General features: G+C 68.6%; 11 protein-coding genes. 5 read left to right on the top strand and 6 right to left on the bottom strand.

Annotated elements, in window-relative coordinates; all coding sequences use genetic code 11:
- Positions 1-98: 98 nt before the first annotated feature.
- The 5 genes from AB0L95_RS20455 to AB0L95_RS20475 all read right to left on the bottom strand — a co-directional run bounded on the left by AB0L95_RS20455 (position 99) and on the right by AB0L95_RS20475 (position 6,057).
- Entirely contained in the window at positions 99-1,247 is a 1,149-nt protein-coding gene (locus AB0L95_RS20455) for a dipeptide ABC transporter ATP-binding protein (RefSeq protein ID WP_365163208.1), read from the bottom strand.
- Positions 1,240-2,286: an ABC transporter ATP-binding protein gene (locus AB0L95_RS20460; RefSeq protein WP_365163210.1), complete on the bottom strand. Its 1,047-nt coding sequence runs from the start codon at positions 2,284-2,286 to the stop codon at positions 1,240-1,242. The genes AB0L95_RS20455 and AB0L95_RS20460 overlap by 8 nt, the downstream gene beginning before the upstream one ends.
- A gap of 48 nt (positions 2,287-2,334) precedes the next feature.
- Positions 2,335-3,258 carry an ABC transporter permease gene (locus tag AB0L95_RS20465; protein WP_365163212.1) on the bottom strand — a complete coding sequence of 308 codons (924 nt, stop codon included), beginning with the start codon at positions 3,256-3,258 and terminating at the stop codon, positions 2,335-2,337.
- A gap of 33 nt (positions 3,259-3,291) precedes the next feature.
- A complete protein-coding gene (locus tag AB0L95_RS20470) occupies positions 3,292-4,218 on the bottom strand; it encodes an ABC transporter permease (protein ID WP_365163213.1) in 927 nt (308 codons plus the stop codon).
- A 183-nt stretch (positions 4,219-4,401) separates the two neighbouring features.
- Positions 4,402-6,057, bottom strand: coding sequence for an ABC transporter substrate-binding protein (locus tag AB0L95_RS20475; RefSeq protein WP_365163215.1), 1,656 nt, complete (start codon positions 6,055-6,057; stop codon positions 4,402-4,404).
- A gap of 738 nt (positions 6,058-6,795) precedes the next feature.
- Here AB0L95_RS20475 and typA point away from each other — a divergent pair.
- Positions 6,796-8,703, top strand: coding sequence for a translational GTPase TypA (gene typA / locus AB0L95_RS20480; RefSeq protein ID WP_365163446.1), 1,908 nt, complete (start codon positions 6,796-6,798; stop codon positions 8,701-8,703).
- An 83-nt stretch (positions 8,704-8,786) separates the two neighbouring features.
- On the opposite strand, the gene AB0L95_RS20485 is transcribed toward typA, so the two are convergent.
- Positions 8,787-10,922: an ABC transporter family substrate-binding protein gene (locus tag AB0L95_RS20485; RefSeq protein WP_365163217.1), complete on the bottom strand. Its 2,136-nt coding sequence runs from the start codon at positions 10,920-10,922 to the stop codon at positions 8,787-8,789.
- 361 nt (positions 10,923-11,283) lie between these two features.
- Between AB0L95_RS20485 and AB0L95_RS20490 the strand changes: the two genes are divergently transcribed.
- Genes AB0L95_RS20490 through AB0L95_RS20505 form a run of 4 tightly spaced genes read left to right on the top strand, consistent with a single transcriptional unit; the run spans position 11,284 to position 15,200 of the window.
- Positions 11,284-11,574: a hypothetical protein gene (locus AB0L95_RS20490; RefSeq protein ID WP_365163218.1), complete on the top strand. Its 291-nt coding sequence runs from the start codon at positions 11,284-11,286 to the stop codon at positions 11,572-11,574.
- A 50-nt stretch (positions 11,575-11,624) separates the two neighbouring features.
- Positions 11,625-12,470 carry a hypothetical protein gene (locus tag AB0L95_RS20495; protein ID WP_365163219.1) on the top strand — a complete coding sequence of 282 codons (846 nt, stop codon included), beginning with the start codon at positions 11,625-11,627 and terminating at the stop codon, positions 12,468-12,470.
- A gap of 16 nt (positions 12,471-12,486) precedes the next feature.
- Positions 12,487-14,427, top strand: coding sequence for a fumarate reductase/succinate dehydrogenase flavoprotein subunit (locus AB0L95_RS20500; protein WP_365163221.1), 1,941 nt, complete (start codon positions 12,487-12,489; stop codon positions 14,425-14,427).
- Positions 14,424-15,200, top strand: a complete 777-nt coding sequence (locus AB0L95_RS20505) for a succinate dehydrogenase/fumarate reductase iron-sulfur subunit (protein ID WP_365163223.1) — start codon at positions 14,424-14,426, stop codon at positions 15,198-15,200. Before AB0L95_RS20500 ends, AB0L95_RS20505 begins: the two co-directional genes overlap by 4 nt.
- The last annotated feature ends 13 nt before the right edge of the window (positions 15,201-15,213 follow it).

Here is a 15,213-nt window from a genome sequence, read left to right on the forward strand (position 1 = left end):
CTCGCCCTTCCTCGGTGTACGGGGTCGTACGGGCCCGGAAAAGCCGGTTCCCGGCACCTCGCGCGAGGTGCCGGGAACCGAGCGGAGCCGCGAAGCCGTCAGGCCGCGTTCACGACGTCCTTCTCCTCGGCGAAGTGGCAGGCCGACTCGTGGGCCACCGGGGAGTCCTCGTTCTTGAAACGCTCGGGGATCGCCAGGATCGGCGTCTCCACGGAGCACTTGTCCTGGGCCTTCCAGCAGCGGGTGCGGAACCGGCAGCCCGAGGGCGGGTTGGCCGGGGACGGCACGTCGCCGGAGAGGATGATCCGCTCGCGGTGCTCGCGGGCATCCGGGTCCGGCACGGGGACCGCCGACAGCAGCGCCTGGGTGTAGGGGTGCGTCGGGTGCTCGTAGATCTGCTCGTCCGAGCCGATCTCGACGACACGGCCGAGGTACATCACGCCCACCCGGTCCGAGATGTGCCGGACGATCGACAGGTCGTGCGCGATGAAGACGTAGGAGAGGTTGAACTCGTCCTGCAGTCGCTCCATCAGGTTGATGACCTGCGCCTGGACGGACACGTCCAGCGCGGAGACCGGCTCGTCGCAGATGATGACCTCGGGGTTGAGCGCGAGGCCGCGGGCGATGCCGATGCGCTGGCGCTGACCGCCGGAGAACTGGTGCGGGTAGCGGTTGATGTACTCGGGGTTGAGGCCGACGACGTCCAGCAGTTCCTGGACCTTGCGCCGCCGGTCGCCCTTCGGGGCCACCTCGGGGTGGATGTCGAAGGGCTCGCCGATGATGTCGCCCACCGTCATCCGCGGGTTGAGCGAGGTGTACGGGTCCTGGAAGACCATCTGGATGTTGCGGCGCACGGCCTTCAGGGCGCGTCCGGACAGCTTGGTGATGTCCTGGCCCTTGTAGAAGATCTCGCCGGCCGTGGCCCGCTCCAGGTTCATCAGGAGCTTGGCCACCGTCGACTTGCCGCAGCCGGACTCGCCCACGATGCCCAGGGTCTCGCCCTGGTACAGGTCGAAGGACACACCGTCGACGGCCTTGACCGCACCGAGCTGCCTCTTGAACAGGATGCCCTGGGTCAGCGGGAAGTGCTTGACCAGGTTGCGCACCTGAAGAATCGGCTCGCCGCGCTCGACCGGCGCCTCGACGGCCGCGACCGCCTCGTCCTCGGTGCGCGCGTCCACGACCTCGACGTCGGAGACGTTGGGCGTGGCGTCCGTGACGTCCTCCTTCTTACGGAGCTCAGCCATGGATCGTCTCCTTCCAGAAGTGGCACGCGGAGGCGCGGCCCACCAGTTCCGTACCGTCCTGCTCGGTCACCTGGACCAGTGCCGGGGCGTCGGTACGGCATATGTCCTGCGCCTTGGTGCAGCGGGGGTTGAAGGCGCAACCGGACGGGATCTGCTGCAGGTTCGGGGGCAGACCCTTGATCGCGAACAGCTCGTGCCCCTTCTGGTCGAGGCGCGGGATCGAGTCGAGCAGGCCTCGGGTGTAGGGGTGGGCGGGCCGCTTGTACAGCTCGTGCACCGGGGCGGTCTCGACGATCCGGCCCGCGTACATGACGGCGATCTTGTCCGCCACGTCGGCGACCACGCCGAGGTCGTGGGTGATCAGGATCAGACCCATGTTGTACTCGCGCTGGAGATCCGCGAGGAGGTCCATCACCTGGGCCTGGACGGTCACGTCGAGGGCCGTCGTGGGCTCGTCGGCGATGATCAGGTCCGGCTCCAGGGCCAGCGCCATGGCGATCATGATGCGCTGGCGCATACCGCCGGAGAACTGGTGCGGGTAGTCGCCCACCCGCTGGGCGGCGGCCGGGATACGCACCCGGTCCATCAGCTCGATGGCCTTGGCCTTGGCGTCCTTGCGGGACATGCCCTTGTGCGCCCGGAACATCTCGCCGAGCTGGAAGCCCACCGACAGCACGGGGTTGAGCGAGGACAGGGCGTCCTGGAAGATCATCGCCATCTTGGCGCCGCGCAGCTTGCGCCGCTCGTTCTCCGACAGGGTCAGGATGTCCTGTCCCTGGAAGAAGATCTGTCCCTGGCTGATCCGTCCGGGCGGGCTGTCCAGGATGCCCATGATCGCCTGGGCGGTGACGGACTTGCCCGAACCCGACTCACCGAGAACGGCGAGCGTCTCGCCGGCATTGACGCTGTAGTTGACGCCGTTGACCGCCTTGGTCACCGAGTCCCGGACCTTGAACTCCACGTGCAGGTCACGGACTTCGAGCAGTGGGGCGGTCCCGTCCGGCCCGGTGTTCGCCGGGGCCATGTCGAGGCTGGTCATGCCATCACCTTCGTCTTGCTTCAAAAGGGGTCGACTCACGGCGGTGCCTCACCGGAGCTTCGGGTCGAGGGCGTCGCGCAGGCCGTTGCCGAGCAGGATGAAGCCCAGCGCGGTGATGACGATCGCAAGGCTCGGGTAGGTCCACATGAAGTCCTTGACACCCATGAAGTTGCGACCGGCCGAGATCATGTTCCCCCACTCGGCCACCTGCGGGTCCACACCCACGCCCAGGTACGACAGCGACGCCTCGGCGACGATCGAGATACCGACGTTGCTCGTGCCGTACACCAGCACCGAGGTGATGGAGTTGGGCAGGATGTGCTTGCGGATGATCCGGCCCTGGCCGGCGCCCAGCGCCTTCGCCGCGTGCACATAGTCCATCTCGCGCACGGAGAGGATCTGGCTGCGCAGCAGGCGGGCGAACGTGGCCCAGGTGAAGACACCGAGGGAGATCACGACGGGCAGCACACCGCGGCCCATCAGCAGGATGATCACGATGGCGCCGACGAGCAGCGGGAAGGCGAAGAATATGTCCGCCATGCGCATGATCACGGTGTCCACCCAGCGGCCGTAGTAACCGGCGAGGGCGCCCAGGGTGACACCGATGACGAGTGCGAGCAGGATCGAGGCGAGGCCGACGATCACCGCGATCTGGCTGCCGTAGATGAGGCGGGACAGCTGGTCCCGGCCGAGCGCGTCGGTACCGAGCAGATGGCTGCCGCCCGGGGACTGCAGCGTCGCGTTCAGGTCCTGCTTCAGCGGGTCGTACGGCGCGATCACCGGGGCCAGCACGGCGACGAGGACCAGCACGCCGATGATGGCCAGTCCGACCACGGCCAGCTTGTTGGCGAAGAAGCGGTGCCGGATGTCGGCCCACTGGCTGACCCGGGCGACGCTGGGTTCCGCGCCCGGCTGTGCCGCGGCGGGTTCGGCCTGTGTCGGCCCTCCCGTGCCCGTGACGAGTTCGGTCATGGTGTGACTCCTAGATGAGGGCGACCCAGCCGGTCAGGCGAGCCGGATACGCGGGTCGAGGGCGGCGTACAGCAGGTCGACGACCAGGTTGAGCACGACGAAGATCGCCACGCTGATCGTCACCACACCCACGATGACGGGGTTGTTGTTCTGCTGGATCGCCTGGACCAGCGCGAGACCGATGCCGTTCCAGTTGAAGATCGTCTCTGTGATGATCGCGCCGCCGAGCAGAGACCCGAACGAGATGCCCAGGTACGTGATGACAGGGATGACCGAGTTCCGCAGGACGTGGCGGAAGAGCACGGTCCGGCCCGAAAGCCCCTTCGCCACCGCGGTCTTGACGTAGTCGGCGCGCAGCACTTCGAGCATGGCGCTCCGGGCCAGCTGCGCGACGAGCGCCGCGTCGATGATCGCGAGGGTCACCGCGGGCAGCACCATCGACTTGAAGCCGCCGTCCGCGATGAGCGGGAACCAGCCCAGCTCCACCACGAAGACACGCTGCATGATCATGCCGAGCACGATGGAGGGGACGCCGATGGCCAATGTGGTGACGAAGGTGGCCGACACGTCCCAGATCGAGTATCTGCGAATGGCCGAGACGATGCCCACGGCCAGACCGATCACGATGTCGATCGCGATGGCGAACACCGCCAGCTTCGCCGTGTTGGCCAGCTTCGGCTTGAGGATCTCCGTCACCGGCCGACCCTGCGTGTAGTCCGTGCCGAGATCACCGGTGACGAGCTTGCCGACGTAGTTGCCGTACTGCACGACGAGCGGCTTGTCGAGCCCGTACTGCTTGTGCAGCTGTGCGATCACCGCCGGGTCACGCGCCTTGTCGCTGCCCGCGATCTGCCCGACCGGGTCACCGGGCAACACGAACAGGCAGGCGAACAGGATCAACGTCGCGCCGAGCGTGACGACGATCAACTGGCCCAGCCTGCGGACCACGTACCTTCCCATGACATGCCTCTCTGCGCCTCGCTGCCGCTTCCCAGCGGCTTCCCAGCCCCGGACGGGGGGTGTGGGGGTGGGGGCGGGAGGGCGGTCACACCCTCCCGACGGTCGTCGGGGGCCGCGGTGTCCGAGCCACAGCTCGGCACCACGACCCCCAATTCACCGGACACCGCTGTCAGCGGCGCCTGACTACTTCAGGCTGATCTCCGGCAGGTTCGGGTCCTCGTGGAAGTCCATCTGGATGTTCCCGAACTTCTTGGTGTTCGCGAGACGCTCCTGGGTGCGGTTCCACAGCGGGATGAGCGCCATGTCGTCCAGGGCCTTCTTCTCCGCCTGCTTGTACAGCGCGTTGCGGCCCGACTGGTCCGCGGTGGCCCGGGCCTTGGCGACCAGGGCGTCGAAGTCCTTGTTGCTGTAGCGCTCCCGGTTGTCACCGGTGACCTTGCCGGACGCGTCCTTGTTGATGGACGCGGTGTCCAGCAGCGGGAAGAGGTAGTTGTCCGGCGTCGGGTAGTCCGCACCCCAGGCGAAGCGGTACAGGCCCGAGGCGCCCGGCTTCTGCTGGTCGGCGAGGAGCTCGGCGAACGGCTTGCCGACGGTCTTCACCTTCAGGCCGAGGACGTCCTGCAGCTGCGCCTGGACGGCCTGGATCCACTCCTCGTGGCCGGCACCGGTGTTGTAGGCCAGCTCGATGGTGTCGCCCGGCTTCAGGCCGCCTTCCTTGGCGAGCTCCTTGGCCTTGGCCTTGTCCTGGCTGATGCAGGAGGTGCACAGGTCCTTCTGGTACACGTCCTTGAAGACCGGCGGCAGGATCGTCGTCGACTTCGTCATCATGCCCTGGAAGACACCCTTGATGATGGCGTCCCGGTCGATGGCGTACGACACGGCCTCGCGGGCCTTGACGCTCTTCAGCGGGCCGTTGTCCATGATCGGCAGCAGGTAGTTCATGCCGTTGGTGTCCTGCTGGATCCACTCACCCTGCGGGCTGTACGTGGCCTTGGCCGACGTCAGCTGCGGGGTGGGCATACGCGCCCAGTCGTACTGACCCGACTGGAAGCCCTGGAGCTCCAGGGTGCTGCTGTTGTTCGGGTTCAGGATGTCGATCTGGACCTTGTCCAGGTGGGCCTTCTTCAGGCCGTACGAGTCGTTGCGGACCAGCGTGATCGACTTGTTGTGCTGCCACGAACCCTGCATCTTGAAGGGGCCGTTGCCGATGGGCGCCTCGTTGTACGCCTTGTTGTGGGCGTCGCCGGCGACCTTGGGAACCGGGCTGAAGACCGTGTGCGTGGTCTTGATGTAGAACTCGAAGTCCGCCGCGGACAGCTTCACCTGAAGCGTGTAGGGGTCCGGCGCGGTGAGGCCGCTCATCGTCTGGGCCTTGCCCGACTGCACGTCGGCGAAGCCCGCGATGCCCGCCATGTGGTAGGCCACGTCGGACGCGGCCGACTTCACCGCGACACGGTTCCAGCCGCGGATGAACGCCGCGGCGTCCACGGGCTCGCCGTTGGAGAACTTGGTGCCCTTCTTGATGGTGAAGGTCCAGGTCTTGCCGTCGGCGCTGACCTTCTTCGAGGTCGCCAGCGCCGGAACGACCTGGCCGTCCGGGGTCGGGTCGTACAGACCCGTGAAGAGGTTGTCCGCGACGAGGGTGCCCTCGGACTCCTGCGCGTTGTAGGGGTCGATGGCTACCGGCTCGGTGATACCCAGCCTGAAGGTGCCGCCGTCCTTGCCGGAGCCACTGCTGCTGCCCTTGCCGCTGTCATCGCTGCCGCCACCACAGGCGGTCGCAGCGAGGGCGACGAGTATCGTCCCGGCGACCCACTTGGCGCTCCTGGCACCACGCATGGGTTCCTCCTCATGAGTCCTGTTGTTCACCGCAAGACGGAGCACACGACATCCCACGGACAGTAAGAACGGGGAAGATCGGGTACACCCGCACGCTCGTGAGTCGGGCGCCTCCGTCGGCGCATGACCCGTTGACCCGAGCTCTACGCGCCTAACTATCTGCCATGGGCTATGGCTGAACCACACCTCCAAGGTCTCGGTTCGATCACACCTGACGGCTACTTCTTCCAAAATCCGGACAAACGGTTTGCCGAAAGATCCCTGCGAAACGGACTTGTTACACAACTATCGATGCGGAGTGTCCGTATAGCGGACAAGGTGCTGTAAAGCAGTTGCGCTGGGCGGAGGGAAAGTGCACTCGACGCCGAGGGTGAGACGAACCGCGACAAACCGCAGGGCGGCAACGGCACAATTCGGCGACCCTAGCGCCGAAGGCCCCGAGACAGGGGCGAACCGACCCCTCGAAGCAGACCGTAGGGAAAACCCTGCATTCGCCGGCCGGGCCGGTCCACAGTCCTCATATACGGCCACGTCATTCCGGCGGTCACAGAGCGTGAGGGAACGCGAGCCCCGGAAGCCCCGGAGCGCCCATACGTCCCGGCCGCGCGACTTGCCGAGGCGCCTCCGTCCGGGCACCCGTACCATGGGGTGAGGCCGTGGCATGTTCAGCCCGGCAGGGCCCGCGTAACACAGATGTACGCGCAGGCCGTCCTCACCACTCCGGGAGTACTGCGCAATATGGCCACGCGCCACGACATCCGCAACGTCGCCATCGTCGCCCACGTCGACCACGGGAAGACGACCATCGTCGACGGCATGCTGAAGCAGGCCGGTGCCTTCGCCGCCCACCAGCTCGACCAGGTCGACGACCGGGTCATGGACTCCAACGACCTGGAGCGTGAGAAGGGCATCACGATCCTCGCCAAGAACACGGCGGTGAAGTATCACCCCAAGGACGGCGGGGAGCCCATCACGATCAACATCATCGACACCCCCGGCCACGCCGACTTCGGCGGCGAGGTCGAGCGCGGCCTGTCGATGGTCGACGGCGTCGTGCTGCTCGTCGACGCGTCCGAGGGCCCGCTGCCGCAGACCCGGTTCGTGCTGCGCAAGGCGCTGCAGGCCCGGCTGCCCGTCATTCTCTGCATCAACAAGACGGACCGCCCCGACGCTCGTATCGACGAGGTCGTGAACGAGACGTACGACCTGTTCCTGGACGTGGACGCGGACGAGGACCAGATCGAGTTCCCGATCGTCTACGCCTGCGGCCGTGACGGCATCGCCTCGCTCACCAAGCCGGAGGACGGCACGGTCCCCGCCGACAGCGACAGCCTGGAGCCGTTCTTCTCCACGATCCTGGAGCACATCCCGGCCCCGAGCTACGACGAGGACGCCCCGCTCCAGGCGCACGTCACCAACCTGGACGCCGACAACTTCCTCGGCCGTATCGCGCTGCTCCGCGTCGAGCAGGGCGAGCTGCGCAAGGGTCAGAGCGTCGCCTGGATCAAGCGCGACGGCACGATCAGCAACGTGCGCATCAGCGAGCTGATGATGACCGAGGCCCTCACCCGCAAGCCCGCCGAGAAGGCCGGGCCGGGTGACATCTGCGCCGTCGCCGGTATCCCCGAGATCATGATCGGCGAGACCCTGGCCGACCTGGAGAACCCCGTCGCGCTCCCGCTGATCACGGTGGACGAGCCCGCGATCTCCATGGTGATCGGTACCAACACCTCGCCGCTGGTCGGCAGGGGCGGCACCGGCAAGGGCGCCAACGCCAAGGCCACGGTCAAGGACCGCAAGGTCACCGCCCGCCAGGTCAAGGACCGCCTCGACCGCGAGCTGATCGGTAACGTCTCGCTGCGGGTCCTGGACACCGAGCGTCCGGACGCCTGGGAGGTGCAGGGCCGCGGTGAGCTGGCGCTGGCCATCCTGGTGGAGACCATGCGCCGCGAGGGCTACGAGCTGACCGTCGGCAAGCCGCAGGTCGTCACCAAGGACGTCGACGGCAAGGTCCACGAGCCCGTCGAGCGTCTGACCATCGACGTGCCCGAGGAGCACATGGGCGCGGTCACGCAGCTCATGGGTGTCCGCAAGGGCCGGATGGACAACATGTCCAACCACGGCTCCGGCTGGGTGCGCATGGAGTTCGTGGTGCCCTCGCGCGGTCTGATCGGCTTCCGTACGGAGTTCCTGACCGGCACGCGCGGCACGGGTATCGCCCACTCCATCCACGAGGGCCACGAGCCCTGGTTCGGCCCCCTCCAGACCCGTAACAACGGCTCGCTGGTCGCCGACCGCTCCGGCAGCGTCACCGCGTTCGCGATGACGAACCTCCAGGAGCGCGGCACGCTCTTCATCGAGCCGGGCACCGAGGTGTACGAGGGCATGATCGTCGGTGAGAACTCCCGCTCCGACGACATGGACGTCAACATCACCAAGGAGAAGAAGCTCACCAACATCCGGTCGGCCACGTCGGACATCGCCGAGTCGATCGTGCCGCCGCGCAAGCTGTCGCTGGAGCAGTCCCTGGAGTTCTGCCGCGACGACGAGTGCGTCGAGGTGACGCCGGAGGCCGTCCGCATCCGCAAGGTCGTCCTCGACCAGCGTGAGCGGGCCCGCTCCGCGAGCCGTGCCAAGCACGGCTGATCGCGCAGACACCCCCGCTGGATCTCTCCGAGGCCCGGCCGCCCTGGGCGGCCGGGCCTCGGCTTTGGGTGCGTGTCGGGGTCTCAGTGCCCCGAGTCGGACTTGGACGGGCTCGCGGACGGCTTCGCGCCCTTCTTCAGGAAGCCCATGTCCTCGTAGACCGGCGTCTGGAAGCCGAAGGCGCCCGCGTTGGCCAGGTCGGCACGGGTCACCGTGAGCTGGGGGCGCTGGTAGAGGGGGATCGAGCCCGCGGCGGCCCAGATGTGGGCGTCGGCCTTGCGCACCAGGTCCCGTTCCTCGTCCTGGTCCAGCGTGGCGATGGCCTGGTCGAAGAGCTGGTCCACCTGGTCGGTGCCGACCCGGGTGTAGTTCTGCTCCACGCTCAGCGAGCCGTCCGACGCCGGCACCGGCTTGGCGTAGATCGGCCGGGCGTCGGTCGCGGGGAACGCGGTCGCCGGCCACGAGTACAGCGCCAGGTCGTAGTCGCCGGACGCGACGTGGTCCTTGAAGAAGGCGTCGTCGGGGACCTTGGTGATCTCCGTACGGATCCCGATCTTGTCCAGCATGCGGACAATACGGTCCCCCACGGTCTGCAGCGACCGCGAACCGGGCCCGGACGGCAGCACGAACTTCAGCTGAAGCGGCTTGCCGTTCTTGGCGAGCACCCCGGCCGCGGCGCCGCCCGGAGCGGCGGTGCCCTTGGGGGCGTAGGCCCCCGGCGGGGGGCCACCCTGCTGGGCGGGCTCCCGGACGGGGTGACGGGGCTTGTCGTCCTCGCCCGAGTCGTCGCGCCGGTCCGAGCCCGCCGTGCTGCCCGCACCCTGTGTCCTGCCCGCGCCCCCCGAGCCCTTGTCGCCCTCGGAGCCGGCCGCCTTCGCCTTGGCCGAGCCGTTCACCCAGCCCGCCTCGGCCAGCAGCTTCTGCGCCTCCTTGGTGTCCTGGTTGCCGATGGCACCGCTGCCGTCGGCGTAGGCGTCCTGCCCCGCGAGCGCGAGATGGCTGCCGACCGGGACCACGGGCAGCCCGAGCGGCTTGAGCACGAGTCCGGCCAGCTGGGTGCGGTCCAGAGACCGGGCCACGGCCCGGCGCACCCGCTCGTCGGAGAGCGGGCCCCGGCCGCCGTTCAGGGCCAGCTGGGTGTAGGCGGGCTCCAGGGACCTGCGGAGCACGAAGCCGTTCAGCGTCTGCTGGTTGTGGGGGCCCGCCGCGCCCGGCGAGGCGCTCCCGCTCGACTCCGACCCCGGCGAGGCGCTGTCGTCCGACTCCGTGCCCGGCGAGGCGCTCCCGCTCGTCTCCGCGCCCGGCGAGGAGCCCTGCAGGGGGGTGCTGCCCTTGTCGCGGGCGGCGAGCGTGATCCGGTCGGCCTCCTCCGGGTCCACCTCCGCCATGTCGAGCTTCCCGTCGGCGAGCGCGGCGGCCCGCTGATCGCGCGGGACGGCCACGAGGACGATCTCGGAGAGCTTGGCGGGCCGGCCCCACCAGCGCGGGTTGCGACTGAGGGTGACGGTGCCGTGGTCGCGGTCGACCGACTGGATGCCGAACGGGCCGGCGGTGACCTTCAGGCCCCCTCTCGCCCCGTCGTTGAAGCTCCCCGGAGTACCCATGACGTCCTTCGGGTACAGCGGCGAGAACAGCGACCTCCAGTCGGCGTACGGCTTGGTGAAGGTGACCTTGACCTCAAGGTTGTTCGCGCCGCGCTCGATCTTCTGGATCCGGTCGTAGCCGGCGTTGCGGGCGGTCCAGTACGCGCGGTTCTTGCCGGACAGGGCGCGCCACTGGGCGGCGAAGTCGTCGGCGCCGATCTCCCGGCCGTCGCTCCAGACGGCCTGCTGGTTCAGGCGGTAGACGACGACCTGCTTGGGCTCGGTCGAGACGACCTTGGCGGACTCCAGATAGGCGGAGTTCACCTGCGGCCGGCCGTTCACATCGAGCCGGAACATCGAGGGCAGCACGGCGCCCGCGATCCGGCTGGTCGCGGCGTCGGCGTCGGCCTGGAAGGCGTTCAGGGTCCCGGGCACGGCGTCGACCGCCCAGCGCAGGGTGCCGCCGTCGCTGACGAGGGTGCGGCCGGCCGGGGCGATGTCCTGCCCGGCGGCCGGTGTGCTCGCCTTCTTCTCGTTGGAACTGCAGGCGGCGAGCGCGGTCACCGCGAGGGCTCCCGCGGTGAGGAAAGCGACCGAGCGCAGCACCGCGCTCCGTCCGACGCCGTCGTGGGACATCACGTCTACCTCCGGGAGCCACTTCACAGATGAGCGGGCGTTGTGATCAGGTTTGTTGCTATTTGGAGCTGATCAGATGTATGGGCCCACTGAAGTGGAAAGAGTCCAGCGGAATGCGGCGACACGGCGACAAGGCCCGGAAACATACCCGTTCGGCGCAAAGATCCCCCTGCTCCCCGGCGCCGGGCCCCCGCATTTGGGACGATGAGGGACGGGAGGCTCGAATCAGGTCCGCACGCCCCCCTGTGCGTCGGCCAATCACTGCACGTCCCTTCACACCGGCAGGTGTGACGCGCAACACTCGCAGGCGCATGAACGTCACCACCTCGGGCCCCTCTGGCCCTGGAAGTGAGGTCACGTCATGTCCGTGTACGACGAACTGACATCGGTCCAGCGGTGCCTCGACGACCTGTACCGGTCGGTGGGACGCCTGGAACAGCAGCTGGGCGGCGGCGGGCTCGAGGTACGCCGGGTCCGTACCGACGCCGACCATCTGCGCGAGAGCGTGGCCCTGCTGCGCGAGGCGGCCGACGCCTCCCGCGCGGCCCCGCGTGTCGAGCTGGTGACGATCTCCGACGCCCCGTACGACAGCACTCTGTGGACGGACTCGGACGACGAGGGACTCGGCGCCCGGGACCGGCACGCGCCCTGACCCCCGGCGCGCCCCGGAGGCGACCGACCCACGAGAAAGGTGCGCTTTCCTTGAGCACTGGGACCACTGGAACGGAACCCCCCGACACCGAACCCCGGCCGCCCGGCGGCGGAGTGCGCACCGGCACCCGCGCCGCGATCGCCGTTCCGCACCTGCGCACCGACCGCTGGTGGCTCGCGCCCGCGGCCACCGCCGCCGGGCTGCTGGCGTTCGTCGTGTACTCGACCTGGCGGGCCTTCGCCGACGCGGACTACTACGCGGCGCCGTACGTCTCGCCGTTCTACTCGCCCTGTCTCGCGGAGCGCTGCCGGACCATGCACGCGGGCCCCAACGCCGATCTCTTCGGCAGCTGGTGGGCGATCTCCCCGGCCATCATCATCCTGATCTTCCCGCTCGGCTTCCGCCTGACCTGCTACTACTACCGCAAGGCCTACTACCGCGGCTTCTGGCTGTCGCCGCCGGCCTGCGCGGTGGCGGAACCGCACCGCACCTACACGGGCGAGACCCGCTTCCCGCTGATCCTGCAGAACCTCCACCGGTACTTCTTCTACGCGGCCCTGCTGGTGGCGGGCGTCCTCACCTACGACACGGTGCTCGCCTTCCGCGACAGCCACTACCGCTGGGGACACATGGGGCTCGGCACCGTGGTGTTCCTGGTGAACATCGTGCTGATCTGGGCCTACACCCTCTCCTGCCACTCCTGCCGGCACATCGTCGGCGGCAGGCTCAAACACTTCTCCCGGCACCCCGTGCGCTACCGGATGTGGGGCTTCGTCAGCAGGCTGAACGCCCGACACATGCTGCTGGCCTGGGCGTCGCTGGTCAGCGTGGCGCTCGCCGACTTCTACGTGTACCTGGTGGCGTCCGGCGCCTTCGACGATCCGCGCTTCTTCTAGTGAGTGGGGCCTTGTGATGTCCGTGGTCGACCGGCAGGAGTGGGACGTCGTCGTGGTCGGGGCCGGCGGGGCCGGCCTCCGTGCCGCCATCGAGGCCCGGGAGCGCGGCGCCCGTACGGCCGTGATCTGCAAGTCGCTGTTCGGCAAGGCGCACACCGTGATGGCGGAGGGCGGCATCGCCGCGGCGATGGGCAACGCCAACCCGCACGACAACTGGCAGGTGCACCTCCGCGACACCCTGCGCGGCGGGAAGTTCCTCAACCAGTGGCGGATGGCCGAGTTGCACGCACGCGAGGCCCCCGAGCGCGTCTGGGAACTGGAGACCTGGGGCGCGCTGTTCGACCGTACGAAGGACGGCCGCATCTCCCAGCGCAACTTCGGCGGTCATGAGTACCCGCGCCTCGCACATGTCGGCGACCGTACGGGGCTGGAGCTGATCCGCACCCTCCAGCAGAAGATCGTCGCGCTCCAGCAGGAGGACAAGAAGGAGACCGGGGACTACGAGTCCCGGCTGAAGGTCTTCCAGGAGTGCACGGTCACCCGGGTCCTCAAGTCCGGGGACAGGGTGTCGGGGGTCTTCGCCTACGAGCGCGAGTCCGGTCGCTTCTTCGTCCTTCAGGCGCCCGCCGTGGTGATCGCGACGGGCGGCATCGGCAAGTCCTTCAAGGTGACGTCGAACTCCTGGGAGTACACGGGCGACGGACACGCGCTGGCCCTGCTCGCCGGGGCGCCGCTGCTGAACATGGAGTTCGTGCAGTTCCACCCGACGGGCATGGTCTGGCCGCCGTCGGTGAAGGGCATCCTCGTCACCGAGTCGGTGCGCGGCGACGGCGGGGTGCTCAGGAACTCCGACGGCAAGCGGTTCATGTTCGACTACGTCCCGGACGTCTTCAAGGAGAAGTACGCGCAGACGGAGGACGAGGCCGACCGCTGGTACGAGGACCCGGACAACAACCGGCGCCCGCCGGACCTGCTCCCCCGTGACGAGGTCGCGCGCGCCATCAACGCCGAGGTGAAGGCCGGCCGCGGCTCCCCGCACGGCGGTGTGTTCCTCGACGTCTCCACCCGTATGCCCGCCGAGGTCATCCGGCGCCGGCTGCCGTCCATGTACCACCAGTTCAAGGAGCTGGCGGACGTCGACATCACCGCCGAGGCGATGGAGGTCGGGCCGACCTGCCACTACGTGATGGGCGGCATCGCGGTCGACTCGGACACGGCGGCGGCCCGCGGGGTCCCGGGCCTGTACGCGGCCGGCGAGGTGGCCGGCGGGATGCATGGCTCCAACCGGCTGGGCGGCAACTCGCTCTCGGACCTGCTGGTCTTCGGACGGCGGGCGGGCCTGCACGCGGCGCGGTACGCGACCGAGGCCGCCGAGCGCCCCACGGTCGACGACGCCCAGGTGGACGCCGCCGCGGCGGAGGCCCTGCGGCCGTTCTCGGCGGAGGGGCCGGCGCCCGGCGAGGCGGCCGGAGGCCCGCCGGAGAACCCGTACACCCTGCACCAGGAACTCCAGCAGACCATGAACGACCTGGTAGGGATCATCCGCCGGGAGGCGGAGATGCGGCAGGCGCTGCAGAAACTGGGAGAGCTGCGGGCGCGGGCGCGCCGGGCGGGTGTCGAGGGACACCGCCAGTTCAACCCGGGCTGGCACCTCGCCCTGGATCTGCGGAACATGCTGCTGGTCAGCGAGTGTGTGGCACGGGCGGCCCTGGAGCGGACGGAGTCGCGCGGCGGGCACACCCGGGAGGACTTCCCGGCGATGGACCGCGCATGGCGCCGCGTCAATCTGCTGGGCCGGCTGGCCGACCCCACGGGCGGTCTGGCCGCGACGGACCCGGTCCGCGGCCAGATCACCCTGTCCCGCGAGACCACCGACCCCATCCGCCCCGACCTGCTCGCCCTCTTCGAGAAGGAGGAGCTGGTCAAGTACCTGGCCGAAGAGGAGCTGTACGAATGAGCGGCTACGAGGCCCGATTCAAGGTGTGGCGGGGCGACACGGAGGGCGGCGGCCTGAAGGACTTCACGGTCGAGGTCCACGAGGGCGAAGTGGTGCTGGACATCGTCCACCGTCTCCAGGCCACCCAGGCACCCGACCTCGCGGTGCGCTGGAACTGCAAGGCGGGCAAGTGCGGTTCGTGCTCGGCGGAGATCAACGGGCGGCCCCGGCTGATGTGCATGACACGGATGTCGGTGTTCGACCGGGACGAGACGATCACGGTGACCCCGCTGCGCGGCTTCCCGGTGATCCGCGACCTCGTGACCGACGTGGGCTTCAACTACCGCAAGGCGCGCGAGATCCCGTCCTTCGTGCCACCCCGGGGCATCGGTCCCGGCGAGTACCGCATGATGCAGGAGGACGTCGACCGGTCGCAGGAGTTCCGCAAGTGCATCGAGTGCTTCCTGTGCCAGGACACCTGTCATGTGGTCCGCGACCACGAGGAGAACAAGCAGGTGTTCGCGGGCCCACGCTTTCTGATGCGGGTGGCGGAGCTGGACATGCACCCTCTGGACGCGGCCTCGGAGACGGGCCTCGACCGCAGGCGCACGGCCCAGGACGAACACGGCCTCGGCTACTGCAACATCACCAAGTGCTGCACGGAGGTGTGCCCCGAGGGCATCAAGATCACGGACAACGCGCTGATCCCGATGAAGGAGCGGGCGGCCGACCGCAAGTACGACCCGCTGGTGTGGCTCGGGTCGAAGATCGGGAGGCGTCCGGCGACCGGGTGAGCGTTTGTTCGCG

The organism is Streptomyces sp. NPDC052036 (assembly GCF_040680495.1).
Classification (GTDB): domain Bacteria; phylum Actinomycetota; class Actinomycetes; order Streptomycetales; family Streptomycetaceae; genus Streptomyces.